Source organism: Pseudomonas sp. S07E 245 (genome assembly GCF_019599025.1).
In the GTDB taxonomy this organism is placed as follows: Bacteria; Pseudomonadota; Gammaproteobacteria; order Pseudomonadales; family Pseudomonadaceae; genus Aquipseudomonas; species Aquipseudomonas shirazensis.
The window spans coordinates 2,761,684-2,782,418 of the sequence record NZ_CP080625.1; the positions used below are offsets into that span (position 1 = coordinate 2,761,684).

Here is a 20,735-nt window from a genome sequence, read left to right on the forward strand (position 1 = left end):
GGTAGTCCATATCGCTACGTAGACTACTCCACTGCGAACCAGAGAAATTGCCTACATCCCCCCTTCCGGCGCCAGCCTAACCTAGCGCCCTCGAACCCGATGTACCTGCCGCTGAGGCGGTCGGTACATCGCGGTTCCCCCCACGCTCCAGCCACCACTCACCGATCCACTGCGATCGGTAGTGCATGCAGTTCAGGATCCTCCCATGTCCCGACTTGACCGGCGCAGGCCTCTGCCGTCGCGCCTGCGCATCGCCCTGCTTCCACCCTTTACGGGCAGTTGCCTGACCCTGGTGCTGAGCGCACCCGCCCTTGCCGAAAGCCCCTCTTCGCAGTTCCAGGCAGGTTTCATGCGCCAACCACCCGGCCAGGCGGCCGAAGCGGGTGCGCTTGCCCTGCAAAGCCTGGCGGCGGATACCCCGCTGACCCCTGGGCGCTATCGGGTGGCACTGCTGGTCAACCTCACGCCCGTCGAAACGCGCGAGATCGAATTCCGTCAGTCTGGCAAAGGCAAAGCGTTACAGGCCTGCCTGACCCGCGACCTGTTGCGCGACCTGAACCTGCGCGAGCAGGCGCTGGAAACGCCCTTGCCCGATGACGATCGCTGTATCGACCTGGCAGCGCTGATCCCCCAGGCGCGGGTTGATTTCGATCCGTCGCAGCTGCGCTTGTCGCTGTCGATCCCGCAGATTGCCCTGCGCCAGGATCGCTCCAGCAGCGTGCCGCAAGAACGCTGGGACACCGGCATCCCGGCCGCTTTCATCAACTACCAGGCGTCTGCCCAGTACAGCAGCCGGCGCGACGGGCGCAACACCCACAGCCAGGACCTCAACCTCAACAGCGGGCTCAATCTGGGGGCCTGGCGCCTGCGCAGCCAACAGTTCCTGCGCGAGGATGAACAGGGCCGGCGCCGCTGGACCCGCACTGACACCTACGCCCAGCGCGACCTGCCGGGCCTGTATGCCAACCTCACCCTGGGTGAAACCTTTACCAGCGGCGACATGTTTCGCTCCTTCGCCTTCTCCGGCGCGCGCCTGGCCTCCGACCAGGGGATGCTGTCCGACACCCTGCAACAGTACGCCCCGGTGATCCGCGGTGTGGCACAAACCCGGGCCAAGGTCGAAGTGCTGCGCAGCGGCTTCCCGATCTACTCGACCTACGTGGCGCCCGGCCCCTACGAAATCGACGAACTGAGTGTCGGCTCCGGCAACGGTGAGCTGGAAATCGTCGTCACCGAGAGCGATGGCCAGGTCAGCCGTTTCATCCAGCCCTATTCATCGATGGGCAGCCTCCTGCGCGAAGGCGTCTGGCGCTACAGCGCCACCGTTGGCAATTACACTGGCGCCAGGCACCTCGACGAGCCGCGCTTCTGGCAGGGCACGCTGGCGCGCGGCGGCGCCTGGGGCACCACCCTTTATGGCGGCCTGCTTGTCAGTGACCACTACCGAGCCGATGCGCTGGGCATGGCCCGCGACTTCGGCGAGCTGGGCGCGTTTTCGCTGGATGTCACCCAGGCCAATACCGACCTGGGTAGCACCCTGGGCCACGTCCAGGGGCAAAGTTACAGCCTGCGTTACGGCAAGACCTTCCAGACCCGCACCAGCCTGCGCTTCGCCGGCTACCGCTACTCTACCGAGGGCTACCGCGACTTTGACGAAGCGGTCCAGCAGCGCTTCGCCGACGCGCGCTTTGCAGGCAGCCGGCGCAGCCGGGTCGAAGCCTCGCTGTACCAGAACCTTGGGCGCAGCAGTTCGCTGAGCCTGACCCTGTCGCAGGAAGACTTCTGGCACAGCAATCAGCAACGCCGTCAGTACCAGTTGCAGTACAACACCCGCGTGGACAAGCTCGGGGTCAACCTGTTCGCCTCGCAATCGCTCAGTTCGCGCAACACCGACAGCCGCCAGTTCGGGGTCAGCTTGAGCCTGCCGCTGGACTTTGGCCGCCGCCCGCATACCGCTTCGTTCAACCTGCAACACGTCGATGGCAAGTCCACCGAGCGGGCGAGCCTGCAGGGCGGCCTGCTGGATGATCGCCTCAGCTACCATGCCTCGCTCAACAACGATCGGAACCAGCACCAGAACGGCGCCGTATCCCTCGCTTATCAGGGCAGCCAGGCCAGCTTCGGGGCAGGTTACAACGAGTCACGCCAGCAACGCAGCCTGTCCCTGAACGCCAGCGGTGCGGTACTGGTGCATGCCGACGGTATCGCCTTAGGCAGCTATCTGGGCGAAACCCCGGCCCTGGTCCATGTACCCGACGTCGCCAACGTCGGCGTGCAGAACGCGTCCTCGGCCCGCACCGACGCCCAGGGCTATCTGCTGGTCTCGCACCTGAACCCGTATCGGATCAATTCGCTGGTGCTGGACACCGACCAGCTGTCGCCCGAGGTCATCATCGACAATGCCAGCCAGCAGGTGGTGCCGCGCCGGGGCGCGGTGATCAAGGCCCGTTTCGATGCCCGCAAGGTGCTGCGGATGGTGCTGACCCTGCATCAGCCCGACGGCCGCCCGCTGCCCTTCGGTGCCCAGGTCAGCAATGCCCAGGGCGAGGTACTGGGGAGCGTCGGCCAGGCCGGGCAAATCCTGCTGGCCATCACCGAACCCGGGCTGCAGCAGCTGCAGGTGCGCTGGGGCGACAGCGCTATTCAACACTGCCAGGTGATGCTGGATGCGCAAACGATGCCATACAGCGACGGCTATCGCCTGCAAACGCTGGCGTGCCTGCCGCACTCCCCTGACGACGCCGCCCCGGCCTCCGCTACCCTCTTACAGGAACACACCTCATGACTTCTGCGCTGCGTAGTACCCTGCGTCCCCTCGTGCTGATCCTGGGCAACCTCGCGCTCGGGCTGGCCTCGACCAACGCCTACGGCAGATGCGCATTTGGCACCGGTGGCGCCTACATGACCTTCGTCAAAGACATGGGCAGCTTCTGGATCCCTCGCGACGCCCCGGTCGGCACCGTCATTGGCAAAGCACGATTATTCGCTCGCAATAACGAGAGCACGACGCTGGAGTGTTTTTATGATGCCGCCACCCCAGTCACCGCCAGGTTGCCCAACACTGCACCGCTGTTCAGCGGCAGCCTGCCACCGGTCGAAGGCAAGAACGTTGATGGTCACGTGCTGCAAACCAATATCCCAGGCGTCGGTGTGTATATCAATCTGGGATATCCCTACGATGGCAGCAGCACCAATAGCTTCAGCCCGGACGCTGTCAACGCAGTCCCCTACTCTGGCGCCATGAGGACCATGACCAGCTTCCCCGCGTCACTGAGCACCATCAATGGCGAGGCGGTGTTCATCAAGACCGACGACATCGCCGCGGGGCCGCAGCGGATCGCTGGAGAGATGTTCCATGGGATTGTCCACGACCTGGGCAAAGTGCTGGACTACCGGCTCACGGCGACGGTCACTCGCGCGCAATGCTCCCTCAGAGCCGATGCGGTGAGTGCCGACCCGGTGTTGCTGGGTGATCACAAGGTTGAAGACTTCAAGGGCGTCGGCACGCACACGCCGTCTGTACCCTTCCATATCACCCTAAACGATTGCCAGGACAGCAGTGTGCCCGGCGCCACCCGTGCGGATGTCCATGTGTATCTCGACGGTGCCAAAGGCTCTCGGGCAATCGACCCTGATCAAGGCGTGTTCAGCCTGACGAGCACGTCGGACGATATCGGCCTGGGTATTCAGATATTGCGCAGCGACGGCTCGCCGATGCCGCTGCAAGCCGATCAGTTGATGAAAGCCCTGGACATCGGCCTCACCCGCCTGGATTTTCAGGCACGCTATGTTCAGATCGACCCGCGGGTGAAACCGGGCGTGGGTGAAGGCGCGTTGAACTTCACCATCACCTACCGCTGAGCCCTACACGCCCCTGATTCAGGGGCGCCGGCGCAGTCACTGGATCAGCGTGAAAAAATCCAGACGCAAAAAAGGGGACCAGAGGTCCCCTTTTTCGTACTACGTTTGGAGCGGGAAACGAGACTCGAACTCGCGACCCCGACCTTGGCAAGGTCGTGCTCTACCAACTGAGCTATTCCCGCAATGTAAAGCGTGCTTCTGTCGGCGTGAAAGGCTGTACTGCCCTGCACCACCGCTGTTACGTCATGAACGCCACAGTTTGAAAAACTGGAGCGGGAAACGAGACTCGAACTCGCGACCCCGACCTTGGCAAGGTCGTGCTCTACCAACTGAGCTATTCCCGCAAATGGCGTCCCCTAGGGGACTCGAACCCCTGTTACCGCCGTGAAAGGGCGGTGTCCTAGGCCACTAGACGAAGGGGACAATGCCGACGCTTTGCAGCGCACCAGGTACAAGCCCTGGATTTCCTTTTCGAGCCCTGCCGTGAGGCAAAACCCTGAAAACTGGAGCGGGAAACGAGACTCGAACTCGCGACCCCGACCTTGGCAAGGTCGTGCTCTACCAACTGAGCTATTCCCGCAATGGCGTCCCCTAGGGGACTCGAACCCCTGTTACCGCCGTGAAAGGGCGGTGTCCTAGGCCACTAGACGAAGGGGACACGCTACATCTTCACTATTTATTACTGACTTGCTGCATCTAGCGGTTAGCTTTCCGCTGCAAGTGGCGCGCATTCTAGGGATGCCTTCGAAAGCCGTCAACCCCTTTGTATAAATTTATTGAAATCAATGACTTCGGCGCTGGCTGCGCAGCTATATAGGTAGCGTCCGGGGATTGGCGTTGATTTTCTGACAGCAGCCCGGCAAGCTCGCAGCAAAGTGCCACTAGCGATCGACTGCACTGCAGTTTTTGCCGTGCGAGCCGACACAGGATACAGGCATCGTGCCTGGCGTCCGCCAAGCTGCACTGTTCGCCCTTCAGCGAACTCACTACACTCATTGCAGCAAAACTTATTCATGAGGCGTTAACGGTGACACCACTTCTGATCACTCTGCTCATCGTTGCCGGCATTGCCCTGCTAATCGTTATCGGCTACCTCAACAATGTGGTCGAGAACAGCAAGCTCGAACGCGCACGGCTGAAAATCGAGCTGGCCGAACGTGCCCGCCGCTGTGGCGAAATCAACGAGACGTTCCCCGGGCAGCTGATGAACCCGGCGCTGAAGCTGTTGATGACGCGCCTGGAACACAACGTCACGCAGCGCCAGCTGGCGGTGGACAAGAACAGCGCCCCCCTGAAAGCGCGCCTGGCCGAGCTGGAAGGTTTGATTGCACTGGGCGACAAGCTGCCGGTGAACAACCCACCGAGCCCGATCCAGACCGAAGTCAAAGCCAAGGATGTGCGTTTCCTGCTGGAAGCACTGCACAACCAGATCGTGCGTGCCACCCAGGAAGGCTTCCTGGCCAGCAACGAGGGCAAGTACTGGGTCAAGGAAATCCGCCATATCCTGGTGCTGCTGCACATCGAGTTCTTCAACAACCTCGGCCAGCAGGCACTCCAGCAAAATCAGCCTGGTCAGGCGCGGTTGGCCTTCGAGCGCGGCGTGCAGTACCTGCGCAAGCAGCAGGAGCCCAAGCAGTATGAAGAGCAGTTGACCTACCTGGAGAAGCTGCTGGCCCGCGCCAACGCTATGGTGCTGGACCAGATGGAGCCTGCCGAGAGCGACAACAATGAGTTGACCGAAGGCCTCAAGACCGACGAGGAAGAGACCTGGAAGAAAAAGGTCATCTACGACTGATTGGCATGCTGCATCGGTTGCAACACAGCACAAGGGGCCTGATCAGGCCCCTTGTCGTTTTCAGCAGTCGGTCAATTCCAGAAAGATCGCCGCCAATCGCTCCAGCCCCATCTGATCGGCCTCAGTGAAACGCGCAAGCCTGGGACTGTCGAGGTCGAGCACGCCAATCAGCCTGCCCTCCTTGACCAGCGGAATCACCAGTTCGCTCTGCGATGCACTGTCACAGGCGATATGCCCGGGAAACGCATGCACGTCTTCCACCCGCTGGGTCTGCCAGCTGGCTGCGGCCGCGCCGCACACGCCCTTGCCGAAAGGAATGCGCACGCAGGCCACTTGCCCCTGGAATGGGCCAAGTACCAGCTCTTCGTCACGGTTGATATAGAAGCCGGCCCAGTTCAGGTCATCCAGCTGGCTGTACAGGAATGCCGAGAACTGCGCGGCATTGGCGATGAAGTCGCGCTCGTCGGCAAACAGCGCCTGCACTTGCGCGGCCAGCAGGTGATAGCCGTCCAGGCCTGCGCCACTGGCATTGAGGTCGATCATTTCAGTTTTGCTCCAGCAATTGCAGGCCGACCCAATAACGGGCGAACTGATAGGCACAGCGGCCGTTACGATTACCGCGCCCGGTGGCCCAGCGCACGGCGAGAATTTCCAGTGCTTCGTCGCGCTGCCATTGCAACCCGGCGGTACTGGCCAGTTGGCCGATCCAGTGCTCGACCACATCGAGGAAGTGCTCCTGGGTGAACGGGTAGAACGACAGCCACAGGCCGAAGCGGTCAGACAAGGCGATCTTGTCCTCCACCGCCTCGTTGGGGTGCAGCTCGCCGTCAACCATCTTCCAGTTTTCGTTGTCGCTCTGCTTCTCTGGCACCAGGTGGCGGCGGTTGGAGGTGGCGTACAGCAGGACGTTGTCCGGCGCCTGCTCCAGCGAGCCATCGAGCACGCTCTTGAGCACGCGGTAGTCGCCCTCGCCTGCTTCAAACGAGAGGTCATCGCAAAACAGCACGAAGCGCTGCTTGAGCTTGCTCAATTGCTCGACCACCCGCGGCAGGTCGGCCAGGTGATCGCGCTCGATCTCGATCAGGCGCAGACCGGCGCCGGCGTGCTCGGCGAGCAAGGCGCGCACCAGCGACGACTTGCCGGTGCCACGCGAGCCCCACAGCAGCGCGTGGTTGGCCGGCAGGCCGTTGATGAATTGATGGGTGTTGCGGCCGAGTTGATCGCGCTGCTTGTCCACCCCGATCAGGTCGGACAGGCGCATGTCCAGGCTGACTTCCAGCGGCATCAGGTAGCCGCTGCGGCCATCGCGCTGCCAACGGGCCGCCAGGGTTATGTCCCAGTCGATCTGCGGGCGCAGCGCGGGCAGCAGCGGTTCGAGCCGGGCGAGCACCGATTCGGCGCGCTCGAGAAAGGCGGTGAGGCGGGGGTCCATGGTGACTCCTGGTTAAAACGGATGCAGGGAAAGGCTGAATGTTTGACAGACCCACCAGTTGCCGAGGTTGATCGGCTATGCTTGCGCAGCGCAGGAGCGCGAAACCGGCTTGGGATCCATGGATATAAAGTTCACCAATCGTCTGTCTTACAAGCAAGCCCGGCTGACTGTCCTGGTCGGCTTCATACTGGGAACATTGCTCAGTCTCATCCAGATCGGTATCGATTATGCCAGCGAAGACGCGTCTATCAACCGCGAAGTGCAGGCATTATTGCAAATCAGCCACAACCCCGCCTCGCGCATCGCCTACAACATCGACACCGAGCTTGCCCAAGAGCTGACCGGCGGCCTGCTGCAATCGCCGGCGGTGATCCGTGCGCGGCTGATCGACAACAATGACACGGTGCTGGCCGATGTGCAGCGCCCGCGCCTGGAAGACCGCTATCGGCTTTTGAGCGACTTTCTGTTCGGCGAGCAACGCCAGTTTCAGGAGCGCCTGCACCTGGCGCAGATGCCCAAGGACTACCTCGGCACGCTGTACCTGGACGTCGACACCTACACCTTCGGCGGGCGCTTCCTCGAGCGCGCCTGGGTCACCCTGCTCAACGGCTTTACCCGCAGCCTGGTGCTGACCGGCATCCTCCTCGGCCTGTTCTACATGATGCTGACCAAGCCGCTGGTGACGGTGATTGCCGCGCTGAGCAACAGCGACCCGCGCCAGCCCCAGCAAACCCGGGTGGATTGCCCGCCCGGGCACGAGTCGGACGAGATCGGCGTGCTGGTCAAGGTGGCCAATCGGCAGTTCGTCAGCATGGCCACCGAGATTCAGCAGCGGCGCGCTGCGGAAAACCGCCTGACCGACTACCTCAACGAACTGGAGGACCGCGTCTCGGCCCGCACCGACGAGCTCAAGGCAAGCAACGATCGCCTCAGCCAGACCAACCAGGACCTTGAAGAAGCACGCCGCCGCGCCCTGGAAATGGCCCAGGCCCGCGCGGCGTTCCTGGCCAACATGAGCCACGAGATCCGCACCCCGCTGAACGGCATGCTGGGCATGATCTCGCTGGCCCTGGACAGCGGCCTGCCGGCCGAGCAGCGCCAACAGCTGTCGATCGCCCATGATTCCGGCAAGGTGCTGGTCGAACTGCTCAACGATATCCTCGACCTGTCCAAATTCGACGCCGGGCAGCTGGAGCTGGAGCGCATCCCGTTCGACCTCGGCGCGATGGTCGAAGACACCGCCAACCTGCTGTCGCAGAACGCCGCCGCCAACGTCGAGCTGACCTGCCTGATCGCCAGCCAGTTTCCCAGTACCGTGCTCGGCGACCCAACGCGGGTGCGCCAGATCGTCAGCAATCTGCTGTCCAATGCGCTCAAGTTCACCCGCTTTGGCCGTGTCGATGTGCGCCTGTCGCCAATTGTCGGCGGCGTACGCCTGGAAGTCTGCGACACCGGCATCGGCATCCCCGAAGAGGCCCAGGCACGAATCTTTCAGCCGTTCACCCAGGCCGGTGCCGGCATCACCCGCCAGTACGGCGGCACCGGCCTGGGCCTGGCCCTGACGCGCAACCTGTGCAAAGCCATGCAAGGCCACCTGCATATCCAGTCAGCCGCAGGCTTTGGCAGCCGTTTCAGCGCCGACCTGCCGCTGCTGACCCACACCGAAGCGATTCCCGCCGCGCCGCTGCGTGGACGCGTGGTGGTCCTGAGCAAGGCCGGCAGTGGCCTGGCCGAGCTGCTGAGCAGCAACCTGCCTGGCTGGGGCCTGGACTATCAACAGCACGAAAGCGCCAGCACGCTGCAGCCAGGCGCATTCGAGCTGTTGATCACCGATGACCTCGAGCAACTGCTCGCGCTGCGCCCGCAATTCGCTGCGCCGATTCTGCTGGTCACAGCCTACGGCAACTTCCTCCCCTCCGAGCGCGCCGGCGAGCTGGCTCCGCTGGTGCAGCTGGCTCGGCCGTTGGCGCGCAACGCGCTCTACCAGACGCTGCGGCGTATGCTCCAGGGCGAACAGGCCCACACCGCTCCCGTGCAGGCTTCGCCCAACGCCCTGCAGCACCGCGCACGAGTGCTGCTGGTCGAAGACAATCCGGTCAATCAACTAGTGGCCAAGGGCATGCTGGGCAAGCTCGGCTGCCAGGTGCTGGTCGCCAGCCAAGGCGCCGAGGCCCTGGAAATGCTCGAACGGGAAACCGTCGACATGGTCCTGATGGACTGCAACATGCCGGTCATGGACGGTTACGAAGCCAGCCGGCGGATTCGCCAGAGCGGACGTTGGCAACAATTACCCATCGTCGCCCTGACCGCCAATGCCATGCCGGAAGAGCGCGAGCGCTGCCGCGCCGCCGGCATGGATGACTACCTGGCCAAGCCGTTTCGCCGCGAAGACCTGCTCGCACTGATCGAACACTGGGTGCCGCTCAAGGGTTGAGCAGTTTCTCCACCGCAGCCTGTAACGCCTGCGGCTTGGTGGTCGGAGCAAAGCGGGTGACCTTGCCGCTGACCGGGTCGAGCAGGAACTTGGTGAAGTTCCACTTGACCTTCTCGGTGCCAAGCAGGCCCGGCGCGCGTTTTTTCAGCTCGACGAACAGCGGATGAGTGCCTGGGCCGTTGACGTCGATCTTGCGCATCAACGGGAAACTGACGCCAAAGCGTGCTTCGCAGAACGAGGCGATTTCGCGGGCATCGCCGGGCTCCTGCTTGCCGAACTGATTGCAGGGAAAGCCCAGCACCACCAGGCCCTGCCCGCGATAGTCGCGCCATAGCTGTTCCAGGCCCTGATACTGCGGGGTGAAGCCGCACTGGCTGGCGGTGTTCACCACCAGCAGTGCCTTGCCGGCGAAGTCGCCGAGCAGCTTGTGCTCGCCGCTCAAGGTCACGCAGGGGATGTTCAGCAAAGAATCGTCCATGGTCGCTCTCCGGTCAGTCACGCGGCTTGAAGTCCAGGCACACCGAGTTGATGCAGTAGCGCAGCCCGGTCGGCGGCGGGCCGTCAGGGAACACATGACCCAGGTGCGCATCGCACTGGGCGCAGGTGACTTCGGTACGGATCATGCCGTGAGTCGTGTCACGGATTTCGATCATCGCGCTGTCGGCAATCGGCGCATAGAAGCTTGGCCAGCCACAGCCGGAATCGAACTTGGTGGTCGAGTCGAACAGGTCAGCGTTGCAACAGATGCAGGTGTACACACCGTCGGCCTTGTGGCTGTTGTACTTGCCGCTGAACGGGCGCTCGGTGCCTTTCAGGCGACACACCTGATACTGCTCGGGGTCGAGCATGGCGCGCCATTCATCCAGGGTTTTGTCGATCTTTTGCATGTTGTCACCTCGGCAGGCTGAATTTCACCTCGCACCGGCTTTTCCACGGCGCGGGTGGCACGTATATTAGTTGGCTTCGTGCGCAAGGCTCCAAGTCTGGCACCCGCGCCGCGCCCTTACAAACCTTTCGACGGCGACGCGTCCGCGACTTCTCAATCGGGATCACATCATGCAGTTCAGCAAATCGAACAAGCTGGCCAATGTCTGCTACGACATTCGCGGCCCTGTGCTCAAGCACGCCAAACGCCTGGAAGAGGAAGGCCACCGCATCCTCAAGCTGAACATCGGCAACCCGGCGCCGTTTGGCTTCGAGGCGCCGGATGAAATCCTCCAGGACGTGATCCGCAATCTGCCGACCGCCCAGGGCTACAGCGACTCAAAAGGCCTGTTCAGCGCGCGCAAGGCAGTCATGCAGTACTGCCAGCAAAAAGAGATCGAAGGCGTCACCATCGAGGACATCTACCTTGGCAACGGCGTCTCCGAGCTGATCGTGATGTCGATGCAGGCGTTGCTCAACAATGGCGACGAAGTGCTCATCCCGGCACCGGACTACCCGCTGTGGACCGCCGCAGTAAGCCTGGCCGGCGGCAACCCGGTGCATTACCTGTGCGACGAGCAGGCCGACTGGTTCCCGGACCTGGCCGACATCAAGGCCAAGATCACCCCCAATACCAAGGCGCTGGTGATCATCAACCCGAACAACCCTACCGGCGCGGTGTACTCCAAAGAGATGCTGCTGGGCATGCTCGAACTGGCTCGCCAGCACAACCTGGTGGTGTTCTCCGACGAGATCTACGACAAGATCCTCTACGACGAAGCCGTGCACATCAGCACCGCCGCGCTCGCCCCGGACCTGCTCTGCCTGACCTTCAACGGCCTGTCCAAGTCGTACCGGGTGGCGGGCTTCCGCTCCGGCTGGCTGATCATCTCCGGGCCCAAGCACAACGCCCAGAGCTACATCGAAGGCATCGACATGCTGGCCAACATGCGCCTGTGCGCCAACGTGCCGGCCCAGCATGCGATCCAGACCGCCCTGGGTGGTTACCAGAGCATCAATGACCTGATCCTGCCGCCAGGCCGCCTGCTCGAGCAGCGCAACCGGACCTATGAGCTGCTCAACGACATCCCGGGTGTCAGCTGCGTCAAGCCGATGGGCGCGCTGTATGCGTTCCCGCGGATCGACCCGAAGGTCTGCCCGATCCTCAACGACGAGAAATTTGCCCTCGACCTGCTGCTCTCCGAGAAGCTGCTGATCGTCCAGGGCACTGCGTTCAACTGGCCGTGGCCGGACCACTTCCGGGTGGTTACGCTGCCGCGCGTGGATGACCTGGAGCAGGCCATCGGCCGCATCGGCAACTTCCTGCGCACCTACCAGCAGTGATCCAGCCTTGAGCATGACGGGGCCGCGCTGCGGTCCCGTCTACGGGTGCGAAATTCCCCTTACATCCTGCAACGCTCTCGCCTACAGCTGGGCGAAATTCCTCTGCCATACTCCGCGCTACACAGTTTGAAATAGTCGCCCGGTTGAATCGGCGCGACAGCCCCCTTATATACCCCGCAGTCAGCAAAATTTTCATCCGTCAGGAGAACGTAACAACCATGATGCGCATTCTGTTGTTTGTAGCCACCAACCTCGCGGTGGTGCTGGTTGCAAGCATTACCCTGAGCCTGTTCGGCTTCAATGGGTTCATGGCCGCCAATGGGGTTGACCTCGACCTCGGCCAGTTGCTGGTCTTCTGCGCCGTGTTCGGCTTCGCCGGCTCGCTGATCTCGCTGTTCATCTCCAAGTGGATGGCGAAGATGAGCACCGGCACGCAGATCATCACCCAGCCCCGCACCCGCCATGAGCAATGGCTGTTGCAGACGGTCGAAGAGCTATCCCGCGAAGCCGGCATCAAGATGCCCGAGGTGGGTATCTTCCCGGCTTACGAGGCCAATGCCTTTGCCACCGGCTGGAACCGCAACGACGCCTTGGTCGCCGTGTCGCAAGGCTTGCTCGAGCGCTTCTCGCCCGATGAAGTCCGCGCGGTGCTGGCCCACGAAATCGGCCACGTCGCCAACGGTGACATGGTCACCCTGGCGCTGGTGCAGGGCGTGGTAAACACCTTCGTCATGTTCTTTGCGCGGATCATCGGCAACTTTGTCGACAAGGTGATCTTCAAGAACGAAGAAGGCCGCGGTATCGCCTACTACGTCGCGACCATCGTTGCCGAGCTGATCCTGGGCATTCTGGCGAGCATGATCGTCATGTGGTTCTCGCGGCGCCGCGAGTACCGCGCCGACGAAGCCGGCGCTCGCCTGGCCGGCACCGGCGCCATGATCGCTGCCCTGCAGCGCCTGCGCGTCGAGCAAGGCATGCCGGTGCATATGCCCGACACGCTGAAGGCCTTCGGCATCAATGGCGGCCTCAAGCAGGGCCTGGCTGGTCTGCTGATGAGCCACCCGCCGCTGGAAGAGCGTATCGAAGCGCTGCGCCAACGCGGTTGATAACCCGCCGGGCCGCTGCCAAATGCAGCGGCCTGGCACGTTACATCTCGGACCGCTTCAGCGCTGCAATTGATACACCCGCTCCAACAAGCTGCTCACGCCGGCCTGACTGTACTTAGGGCTTTCGGCAATGATCTGCTGAGTCCCCAGCGCATCAACCTGCCAACCTGCATAGCCTTCCCGCACTTCACGCTCTAGCCTTCCCGCACTTCACGCTCAGCCACCGAAAACGGCGGACCGTCGATACGTGCCTGATCGTACTCAAGGGTCACCAGCAAGCCTTGGGCGCCAGCTGGCAAGCCGTTGCCAAGCAACTGCAGATAGCTGCTACGCATTTCCTGCGGCAAGGCAATCAGCGCCGCACGGTCATACAGCCCGGCGCACTCGGCCAGGTCAGCCGCCTGCAAGTCGAAGATATCGCCACACCAAAGCTCGATTTCCCCGCTGCGCCAGACCTCGAACTGGCCCTGACGGGACACCTCTGGCTGCAGCCCGTTGCCGGCAAAAAACGCCTCGATTGCCTGAGCGGACAGCTCTACTCCACGCACCTGATGGCCCTGCCCGGCGAGCCAGAGCAGATCCAGGCTCTTGCCACACAGCGGCACCAGCACCCGGCTACCAGGCGCCAGTTGCAGGGCCGGCCAATGCGCCTGCAAATAGGGATTTACCTGGCTCTGGTGAAAACCGATCTGGTTGTCTGCCCACTTCTTGTGCCAAAACGCAGCCTGCATGCTTCCTCCTGGTTTTTCGATCAGTCACTGCAAAAACTTATATTGGAAGTCGATCTGGATCTGCTCGAAGATGGCCTCATCTTAGCCTTCAGGACCACCGCCATGTTGCCCAGCCTGTTTATTTCCCACGGCTCTCCAATGCTGGCCCTGCAACCTGGGGCCAGCGGGCCGGCCCTGGCCAGGCTGGCCCGCGAGCTGCCTCGACCTAAAGCCATCGTACTGGTCTCGGCCCATTGGGAGAGCCGCGAGCTGCTGGTCATGAACAACCCGCAGCCAGCGACCTGGCACGACTTCGGTGGCTTCCCGCCAGCGCTGTATGCCGTTGAATACCCGGCACCGGGTGCGCCCGAGCTGGCCAGTCAGATCAGCCAGCAACTGAGCGCTGCCGGCCTGCCAGCGCGGCTTGATGACCAGCGTCCGTTCGACCATGGCGCCTGGGTACCGCTGTCGCTGATGTACCGCGAGGCCGATATTCCCGTAGTACAGGTGTCGCTGCCCAGCCACGCCGGGCCGGAGCTGCAACAGCGCGTCGGTCAGGCACTGGCCGCGTTGCGCGCAGACGGCATCCTGCTGATCGGCTCAGGCAGCATCACCCATAACCTCGGCGAGCTGGACTGGCACGCTGGGCCAGATGCTGTAGAGCCCTGGGCGCTGGCGTTTCGCGACTGGATCGTGGCCAGGCTGAAGGCGGATGACCGCCCTGCCCTGCTTGACTACCGGCGCCAGGCACCGCACGCGGTACGCAACCACCCGAGCGATGAGCACCTGCTGCCGTTGTTTTTCGCGATGGGTGCAGGGGCGCGCCTTGGCGTGGTCCATCAAGGCTTCACCCTCGGCGCGCTGGGCATGGACATCTATCGCTTCGATTGAGCCTGGGCGTTTTTCAGGCAAAAAAAATCCCCGAATCAATCGGGGATTTTTTTAGTGCGCCAGGATCAATCCTCGCGATAGCGGCGCAGCTTGAGCTGCTTACCGGCTACGCGGGTGTCCTTGAGCTTGGTCAGCAGACGCTCCAGACCATCTTCCGGCAGCTCGACCAGGCTGAAGCTGTCGCGTACCTGGATACGGCCGATAGCATCGCGGGCCAGGCCGCCTTCGTTGAGGATCGCGCCGAGCAGGTTCTTGGCGGCGATGCCGTCACGAGCACCCAGAGCGGTACGGCAACGCACACGGCCTTCGGCCAGTGGCATTGGCGCACGGCGCTCACGGTCGCCACGGTCGCTGCTGCTGCGCTCGCCACGATCAGGGCGGTCGCTACGCTCGGTACGCTCGCCACGCGGGGTACCGGTTGGTACCAGCGGCTGCTCGCGCTCAACCGAAGCCAGATCCAGCGGCTGACCGTTGGTGGCTTTGCTCAGCAGGGCGGAAGCCAGGGCACGCGGGGTGCATTCCAGCGAAGCGGTCAGGCGGTCGAACAGGTCGCCGTGGGTGGTTTCTGCTTCGGCTACCAGTGGCGCCAGGCTTGCGGTCAGCTTCTTGATGCGCGCATCGAGCACAGCTTGTGGGCCAGGCAGACGGGCTTCAGCAACTTTCTGACCGGTCACACGCTCGATAACCTGCAGCATGCGGCGCTCACGTGGAGTCACCAGCAGCAGTGCACGGCCTTCGCGACCGGCACGGCCAGTACGGCCGATACGGTGGACGTAGGACTCTGGGTCGTACGGCATGTCCACGTTGAACACGTGGGTGATGCGCGGTACGTCCAGACCACGGGCAGCGACGTCGGTAGCGACGACGATGTCCAGGCGGCCATCCTTGAGCGACTCGATGACGCGCTCACGCTGGTTCTGGGCGATGTCGCCGTTCAGCGCGGCAGCCTTATAGCCTTTAGCTTCAAGGGCGGCAGCGAGATCCAGGGTGGCTTGCTTGGTACGCACGAAGGCGATCAGGGCATCGAACTCTTCGACTTCCAGCAGGCGCAGTACGGCAGCGATCTTCTGGTCAGCGTGAACCATCAGGTGAGCCTGATCAATCGCGGTGACGGTCTGAGTCTTGCTCTGGATCTTGACGTGTTTCGGCTCGCGCAGATGACGCTCGGCGATGCTGCGGATCGACGACGGCAGGGTCGCAGAGAACAGCACGGTCTGGCGAGTCGGCGGCAGGGCCTCGAAGATGACTTCGAGGTCGTCCATGAAGCCCAGCTTGAGCATCTCGTCGGCTTCGTCCAGCACCAGGTGCTGAACAGTCGACAGGACTTTCTCGTCGCGACGCAGGTGGTCGCACAGACGGCCTGGGGTCGCTACGACGATCTGAGCACCATTGCGAATGGCACGCAGCTGTGGGCCCATCGGGGCGCCACCGTACACAGCGACTACATTGATACCCGGCGTTTGTTTGGCGTAGGTTTCGAATGCGGTAGCAACTTGCAGCGCCAACTCACGGGTTGGCGCCAGGATCAGGGCTTGCGGTTCGCGCTTGCTCACATCGATGCGATTCAGGATCGGCAGAGCGAAGGCAGCGGTTTTACCGGTGCCGGTCTGCGCCTGGCCGATCATGTCATGACCGTCGAGGATGATCGGGATCGACTGATGCTGAATGGCGGACGGCTCTTCGTAGCCGGTGGCCATTACAGCAGCAACAATGTTCGGGTTAAGTCCGAGAGCGGCGAATCCGCCGGTTTCCTGGGTCATGGGTCTGCCTCTATGTGCATCCGCAAAGACCCATGCTCCAAAACTGCACATGCCTTGAAAGACCCAAAGGTCACCCAGGCAGTTTTGGCGGCGGGGATTTGCGAAAACGATTGAAAAAGAAATACTTGAGAAGGTCCGACTAGCGGACGTGCAGCCGAAGCTGGACTCGGAGGATTTGCACCACCTGATTTTGCGGCCCGCTAAAAGACCGGCGCGTACTATACCCGAAATCCTTGATTACGGTGAAATTTTTTTCTCGACCGTGGTGGGGTGGGTAGCTGGCCAGGGATTATGGCTGAATCGGTTCGGCTTTTGCGGGTGGCAGGATGAAGAATTGTAGTGTGCAGGCAATTCGGGGGGCATGCGCCCCGAAGGCCTCAGGTCGCCGGGCGAATCGTCTTGATCAGGTACTCAAGGCTATACCCCAACTGCGGCGCCAGCGCCTCGGCCCGCGCGCGCAACTCGTCGATCTGCAATTCCTGATCGAATTCGGCTGGCACCAGCACCACGACATTGCCCTCCTTCACCGGCAACTCCCAATAATGCCGGTGGTAGAGCCCACGCAGCAGCGCCGCACCCAGCGGCTTGCCGTCATCGCCGGCCCACTGGTTGATCACCAGCCAACCGCCTGGGTTTAGCTGCTGCTGACACTGCTCGAGGAAATTCCAGGCCAGATGCGCCACTCCCGGCCCATGGTCGGTATACAGGTCGACAAAGATCAGGTCAGCCTTCTCGGCCGTCGGCAGCAACTCGACCGCATCACCAATGCGCACATACAGCCGCGGGTCATCGTCCAGACCGAGGTATTCCATGGCCAGCCGCGGTACATCCGGGCGCAGCTCGATGGCTTCGACGTCATCCAACGGCAGGAACTTCAGGCACGCCTGGGTCAGCGTACCCGCACCTAGGCCGAGAAACAGCGCGCTCTCGGGCAGCTCATGGCACAGCGCGCCGATCAGCATCGCCCGGGTGTAGTCGTATTCAAGCCAGCTAGGGTCAGCGGTAAACACGCAGCTTTGCTCGATGGCCTCACCGAATTCGAGAAAACGATAATCCTCGACCTCGTAAACGCTGACGATGCCATAGGCATCCTCGACCCGAGCCAGCAGCCGCTCTTCCCGCTCGTTAGTCATTACCACTCCCGCTGCACCGCGCACAAAAGCGTCATTGTCCGTCAATGCCTGCGGTGCAACAAGCACGCCGCCACCTGATACCATGAGCCATTGCCCATAACAGCCATAACGAGCCCGTGATGAACCAACCCTGGAGCCCTGAAAGCTGGCGCGCCCTGCCCATCCAGCAGCAGCCGAGCTACCCCGATGCCGCGCACCTGGCCAAGGTCGAGCAGACCCTCGCCAGCTATCCGCCGCTGGTGTTTGCCGGTGAAGCGCGCGAGCTGCGCCGGCAATTCGCCGAGGTCACCCAGGGCCGGGCGTTTCTGCTGCAGGGCGGCGATTGCGCCGAGAGCTTTGCCGAGTTCTCCGCCGCGAAGATCCGCGACACCTTCAAGGTGCTGCTGCAGATGGCCATCGTCATGACCTTTGCGGCCGGTTGCCCGGTGGTCAAGGTCGGGCGCATGGCCGGGCAGTTCGCCAAGCCGCGTTCGGCCGGTGACGAGACCATCGGCCAGGTAACCTTGCCAGCGTATCGCGGCGACATCGTCAACGGCATTGGCTTCGACGCACCCAGCCGCATCCCCGACCCCGAGCGCTTGCTGCAGGCGTATCACCAGTCCACCGCCAGCCTCAACCTGTTGCGCGCGTTCGCCCAGGGCGGTTTTGCCGACCTGCATCAGGTGCACAAGTGGAACCTCGACTTCATCGCCAACTCAGCCCTTGCCGACAAGTACCACCAGCTCGCCGACCGTATCGACGAGACCCTGGCGTTCATGCGCGCCTGTGGCCTGGACAGCGCGCCGCAGCTGCGCGAAACCAGTTTCTTCACCGCCCACGAAGCGCTGCTGCTGAACTACGAACAGGCGTTTGTACGCAGCGACAGCCTGACCGGCGATTTCTATGACTGCTCGGCGCACATGCTGTGGATCGGCGATCGCACCCGCCAGCTCGATGGCGCGCATGTCGAGTTTCTGCGCGGTGTGCACAACCCGATCGGGGTCAAGGTCGGCCCGAGCATGGACCCTGAGGAGTTGATTCGGCTGATCGATGTGCTCAACCCGAGCAACGATCCAGGCCGTCTGAACCTGATCGTGCGCATGGGCGCAGGCAAGGTCGGCACACACCTGCCGGGGCTGATCCGTACGGTAGAGCGCGAAGGCCGCCAGGTGCTGTGGAGCTGCGACCCGATGCACGCCAACACGATCAAGGCCAGCAGCGGCTACAAGACCCGCGACTTTGCGCAGATCCTCGATGAGGTGAAGCACTTCTTCCAGGTTCATCAGGCCGAAGGTTCGTACGCTGGCGGCATTCACATCGAGATGACCGGGCAGAACGTCACCGAGTGCATTGGCGGTGCGCGACCGATCACCGAAGACGGCTTGTCCGATCGCTACCACACCCACTGCGACCCGCGGCTGAATGCCGACCAGTCGCTGGAGTTGGCATTCCTCATCGCCGAAACCCTCAAGCAGGTCCGTCGCTGACCTGCTCCCGCGCAGTCACTGCCAGCCAGTGACTGCGCGACCGGCTTACAGCTCGTAAGCCAGCAGCACGGCGCACACCACCAAAAAGCCACAGAACATCATGCGCAGCACGCGCTCGGGCAAGGCGTGCGCGAGCTTCACGCCCCAACTGATGCTGAGCAGCCCGCCCACGGCCAGGGCAGCGCCCATCTGCCAGTCAACACTGTGGTGCAGGCCGTAGGTGAGCAAAGTCACCGAGGTGCTCGGTGCCGCCAATGCCAGCGACAGGCCCTGGGCGACTACCTGAGTGGTGCCGAACACACTGGTCAGTACCGGTGTGGCAACCACCGCGCCGCCAACCCCGAACAGCCCGCCCATGGTCCCGGCAAAACAGCCGAGCACACCCAGCCACGGCCACGGATAACGCAACTGGCTGCTGGCCGGTGCGGTGCGCATGAACATCCGCGCCAGGTTCCACACCACCAACGCCAGCAAAAAGCCGACAAAGCCCAGGCGCATCGAATGGGCATCGATGCCGACCGCCCAGATCGAGCCCAGCCAGGCGAACAACAGACTGCACAGCGACAACGGCAAGGCGTAGCGCAGTTCGATGCGGTTGCGCTGGTTGTAGCGCCACAGCGCCAGCAGCACATTCGGCACCACCATCACCAGCGCGGTGCCTTGCGCGAGTTGTTGGTCCAGACCGAACAGCACGCCCAATGCCGGGATCGCGATCAAGCCGCCACCGATGCCGAACAACCCGCCCACCGTGCCCAATGCAGCGCCCAGTACGATATACAGCAACCACTCGATCATCAGGGCCTCATCTGCCTGTTACACAATGTGTACATGCTAACCACTGCGGGCTGGTAGGGAAACGCACAGCAGCGCACAATGGCTTTGCGTATCTCGCACAAGCAGAGCCTGAATGAACCCCGATGCCCTTACCGAACAGCTGAGCCTGTTCCTCGACGTGCTCGACACCGGCAGTTTTTCCGCCGCGTCCAGGCGCCATCCTCTGACCCCATCAGCCGTAGCTCGGCGCATCGACAGTCTCGAGGCAGCAGTGGGCAGCCGGCTGTTCGTGCGCAGCACCCATGCCGTACGCGTGACTCCCGCCGGCAAGGCCTTTGCCGAACGCGCGCGACGCATCATCGAAGAGCTGCGCCTGGCCCGCGCCGAAGCGGTCTCGCTGAGCAACGCCCCTGAGGGGCTGATCCGCATCGACGCCCCGGCCGCCTTCGGCCGCCTGCACCTGGCCCCGGCGATTGCCGACTTTCTCGCGGCGTATCCCGGGCTGGACGTGCGCCTGCGCCTGATCGACAGCTTCGTCGACCTGCACGGCAGCCACCTGGGCGAGGTAGATCTGGTGTTGCGCGCCGGCCCCTTGGCCGACACCCGCCTGGTTGCTACACCACTGGCCTATATGGTCCGCGTGGCCTGCGCCAGCCCGGCGTATCTGACCAACCGTGGCCTGCCCAACTGCCCCAGCGAACTAGCAGAGCACGACGGCCTCGACTGGGACGGCCTGGCGCCACCGTTTGCCTGGCGCTTCAACGTCGACGGCCAACTGCGCCTGTATCGGCCCAGCCGCATGCGCATGTCAGCCAACAACGCCGAGACCCTGCTGTGCGGCGCCCTGGCCGGTTTGGGAGTGGCACATCTGCCGACCTGGCTGATCAGCGAGCACCTGCTGCGCGGCGACCTGGTGCCGTTATTCTGCCAAAACGGCCTGCCTGCAGCCGAGACCAGCGGTATCTATGCATTACGCCTGGAACATGAAACGAACTCTCGCAGCCGCTTGCTGCTCGAATTCCTCAAGAGCCGGTTCAGTCCGTTGCCGCCGTGGGATCTTGCCCTGCGCAGCGAATTACGCTGGTAGTGAGCGCGCCAGCTATCA

Annotated in this window: 14 protein-coding genes, 5 tRNA genes and 3 pseudogenes; 9 read left to right on the forward strand and 13 right to left on the reverse strand. The window is 62.8% G+C overall.

The annotated features are described in order from the left end of the window. The first annotated feature begins 205 nt into the window (after positions 1–205). Together K3F44_RS12700 and K3F44_RS12705 are read left to right on the forward strand one after the other, a co-directional pair. Complete coding sequence (locus K3F44_RS12700) at positions 206–2,785, forward strand: fimbria/pilus outer membrane usher protein (RefSeq protein ID WP_220632367.1); 2,580 nt, start codon at positions 206–208, stop codon at positions 2,783–2,785. Further along, the gene (locus K3F44_RS12705) at positions 2,782–3,861 is read left to right on the forward strand and encodes a fimbrial protein (RefSeq protein ID WP_220632368.1); all 1,080 of its coding nucleotides are present in this window, start codon (positions 2,782–2,784) and stop codon (positions 3,859–3,861) included. The genes K3F44_RS12700 and K3F44_RS12705 overlap by 4 nt, the downstream gene beginning before the upstream one ends. 106 nt (positions 3,862–3,967) lie before the next feature. On the opposite strand, the gene K3F44_RS12710 is transcribed toward K3F44_RS12705, so the two are convergent. From K3F44_RS12710 to K3F44_RS12730, 5 genes are all read right to left on the reverse strand, one after another. Further along, a tRNA-Gly gene (locus K3F44_RS12710) sits at positions 3,968–4,043 on the reverse strand. A gap of 86 nt (positions 4,044–4,129) precedes the next feature. Next, a tRNA-Gly gene (locus K3F44_RS12715) sits at positions 4,130–4,205 on the reverse strand. A 3-nt stretch (positions 4,206–4,208) separates the two neighbouring features. Next, positions 4,209–4,284: transfer RNA gene (locus K3F44_RS12720), tRNA-Glu, on the reverse strand. 81 nt (positions 4,285–4,365) lie between these two features. Continuing rightward, positions 4,366–4,441, reverse strand: a tRNA-Gly gene (locus K3F44_RS12725). Positions 4,442–4,443: 2 nt separating this feature from the next. Continuing rightward, a tRNA-Glu gene (locus tag K3F44_RS12730) sits at positions 4,444–4,519 on the reverse strand. A 369-nt stretch (positions 4,520–4,888) separates the two neighbouring features. Here K3F44_RS12730 and K3F44_RS12735 point away from each other — a divergent pair. Continuing rightward, a complete protein-coding gene (locus tag K3F44_RS12735; protein WP_150570126.1) occupies positions 4,889–5,656 on the forward strand; it encodes a hypothetical protein in 768 nt (255 codons plus the stop codon). Between the two features lie 60 nt (positions 5,657–5,716). Here the strand turns inward: K3F44_RS12735 and K3F44_RS12740 are convergent, their stop codons facing one another. Further along, the gene (locus K3F44_RS12740; protein ID WP_150570125.1) at positions 5,717–6,199 is read right to left on the reverse strand and encodes a GAF domain-containing protein; all 483 of its coding nucleotides are present in this window, start codon (positions 6,197–6,199) and stop codon (positions 5,717–5,719) included. Between the two features lies 1 nt (position 6,200). Beyond that, entirely contained in the window at positions 6,201–7,088 is an 888-nt protein-coding gene (locus K3F44_RS12745; protein WP_101321545.1) for an ATP-binding protein, read from the reverse strand. A gap of 77 nt (positions 7,089–7,165) precedes the next feature. Here K3F44_RS12745 and K3F44_RS12750 point away from each other — a divergent pair. Beyond that, positions 7,166–9,522 (forward strand): annotated as a pseudogene (locus tag K3F44_RS12750) (response regulator). Here K3F44_RS12750 and K3F44_RS12755 read toward each other — a convergent pair. Then, positions 9,512–10,000 carry a glutathione peroxidase gene (locus tag K3F44_RS12755; RefSeq protein WP_101321549.1) on the reverse strand — a complete coding sequence of 163 codons (489 nt, stop codon included), beginning with the start codon at positions 9,998–10,000 and terminating at the stop codon, positions 9,512–9,514. The pseudogene K3F44_RS12750 and the gene K3F44_RS12755 overlap by 11 nt on opposite strands. A gap of 13 nt (positions 10,001–10,013) precedes the next feature. Beyond that, positions 10,014–10,409: a peptide-methionine (R)-S-oxide reductase MsrB gene (msrB, locus tag K3F44_RS12760; protein ID WP_101321551.1), complete on the reverse strand. Its 396-nt coding sequence runs from the start codon at positions 10,407–10,409 to the stop codon at positions 10,014–10,016. 169 nt (positions 10,410–10,578) lie between these two features. Here msrB and K3F44_RS12765 point away from each other — a divergent pair, with 169 nt between their 5' ends. Further along, on the forward strand, positions 10,579–11,790 hold the full coding sequence (locus K3F44_RS12765) for a pyridoxal phosphate-dependent aminotransferase (RefSeq protein WP_101321553.1): 1,212 nt from the start codon (positions 10,579–10,581) through the stop codon (positions 11,788–11,790). Between the two features lie 218 nt (positions 11,791–12,008). Next, a complete protein-coding gene (gene htpX, locus K3F44_RS12770; RefSeq protein ID WP_101321555.1) occupies positions 12,009–12,896 on the forward strand; it encodes a protease HtpX in 888 nt (295 codons plus the stop codon). A gap of 57 nt (positions 12,897–12,953) precedes the next feature. Here htpX and K3F44_RS12775 read toward each other — a convergent pair. Further along, a pseudogene (locus K3F44_RS12775) lies at positions 12,954–13,627 on the reverse strand (thiopurine S-methyltransferase). A 102-nt stretch (positions 13,628–13,729) separates the two neighbouring features. On the opposite strand from K3F44_RS12775, the gene K3F44_RS12780 reads away from it, so the two are divergent. Continuing rightward, the gene (locus tag K3F44_RS12780) at positions 13,730–14,497 is read left to right on the forward strand and encodes a class III extradiol ring-cleavage dioxygenase (protein ID WP_220632369.1); all 768 of its coding nucleotides are present in this window, start codon (positions 13,730–13,732) and stop codon (positions 14,495–14,497) included. Between the two features lie 65 nt (positions 14,498–14,562). On the opposite strand, the pseudogene K3F44_RS12785 reads toward K3F44_RS12780, so the two are convergent. Continuing rightward, positions 14,563–16,291, reverse strand: a pseudogene (locus tag K3F44_RS12785) (DEAD/DEAH box helicase). A gap of 343 nt (positions 16,292–16,634) precedes the next feature. Further along, positions 16,635–17,390, reverse strand: a complete 756-nt coding sequence (locus K3F44_RS12790) for a spermidine synthase (RefSeq protein ID WP_188036499.1) — start codon at positions 17,388–17,390, stop codon at positions 16,635–16,637. A 119-nt stretch (positions 17,391–17,509) separates the two neighbouring features. On the opposite strand from K3F44_RS12790, the gene K3F44_RS12795 reads away from it, so the two are divergent. Then, complete coding sequence (locus K3F44_RS12795) at positions 17,510–18,856, forward strand: class II 3-deoxy-7-phosphoheptulonate synthase (RefSeq protein WP_101321563.1); 1,347 nt, start codon at positions 17,510–17,512, stop codon at positions 18,854–18,856. A gap of 45 nt (positions 18,857–18,901) precedes the next feature. On the opposite strand, the gene K3F44_RS12800 is transcribed toward K3F44_RS12795, so the two are convergent. After that, positions 18,902–19,651: a sulfite exporter TauE/SafE family protein gene (locus K3F44_RS12800; RefSeq protein ID WP_103438148.1), complete on the reverse strand. Its 750-nt coding sequence runs from the start codon at positions 19,649–19,651 to the stop codon at positions 18,902–18,904. Between the two features lie 112 nt (positions 19,652–19,763). Here K3F44_RS12800 and K3F44_RS12805 point away from each other — a divergent pair, with 112 nt between their 5' ends. Then, entirely contained in the window at positions 19,764–20,717 is a 954-nt protein-coding gene (locus K3F44_RS12805; protein WP_220632371.1) for a LysR family transcriptional regulator, read from the forward strand. The last annotated feature ends 18 nt before the right edge of the window (positions 20,718–20,735 follow it).

Bases quoted from the DNA above. Each gene is read 5' to 3' on its own strand.
- K3F44_RS12790 (WP_188036499.1), bottom strand. From the start codon at position 17,390: ATGACTAACGAGCGGGAAGAGCGGCTGCTGGCTCGGGTCGAGGATGCC.
- K3F44_RS12705 (WP_220632368.1), top strand. From the start codon at position 2,782: ATGACTTCTGCGCTGCGTAGTACCCTGCGTCCCCTCGTGCTGATCCTG.
- K3F44_RS12765 (WP_101321553.1), top strand. From the start codon at position 10,579: ATGCAGTTCAGCAAATCGAACAAGCTGGCCAATGTCTGCTACGACATT.
- K3F44_RS12805 (WP_220632371.1), top strand. From the start codon at position 19,764: ATGAACCCCGATGCCCTTACCGAACAGCTGAGCCTGTTCCTCGACGTG.
- K3F44_RS12780 (WP_220632369.1), top strand. From the start codon at position 13,730: ATGTTGCCCAGCCTGTTTATTTCCCACGGCTCTCCAATGCTGGCCCTG.
- K3F44_RS12800 (WP_103438148.1), bottom strand. From the start codon at position 19,651: ATGATCGAGTGGTTGCTGTATATCGTACTGGGCGCTGCATTGGGCACG.
- K3F44_RS12700 (WP_220632367.1), top strand. From the start codon at position 206: ATGTCCCGACTTGACCGGCGCAGGCCTCTGCCGTCGCGCCTGCGCATC.
- K3F44_RS12740 (WP_150570125.1), bottom strand. From the start codon at position 6,199: ATGATCGACCTCAATGCCAGTGGCGCAGGCCTGGACGGCTATCACCTG.
- K3F44_RS12745 (WP_101321545.1), bottom strand. From the start codon at position 7,088: ATGGACCCCCGCCTCACCGCCTTTCTCGAGCGCGCCGAATCGGTGCTC.
- msrB (WP_101321551.1), bottom strand. From the start codon at position 10,409: ATGCAAAAGATCGACAAAACCCTGGATGAATGGCGCGCCATGCTCGAC.
- htpX (WP_101321555.1), top strand. From the start codon at position 12,009: ATGATGCGCATTCTGTTGTTTGTAGCCACCAACCTCGCGGTGGTGCTG.
- K3F44_RS12795 (WP_101321563.1), top strand. From the start codon at position 17,510: ATGAACCAACCCTGGAGCCCTGAAAGCTGGCGCGCCCTGCCCATCCAG.
- K3F44_RS12755 (WP_101321549.1), bottom strand. From the start codon at position 10,000: ATGGACGATTCTTTGCTGAACATCCCCTGCGTGACCTTGAGCGGCGAG.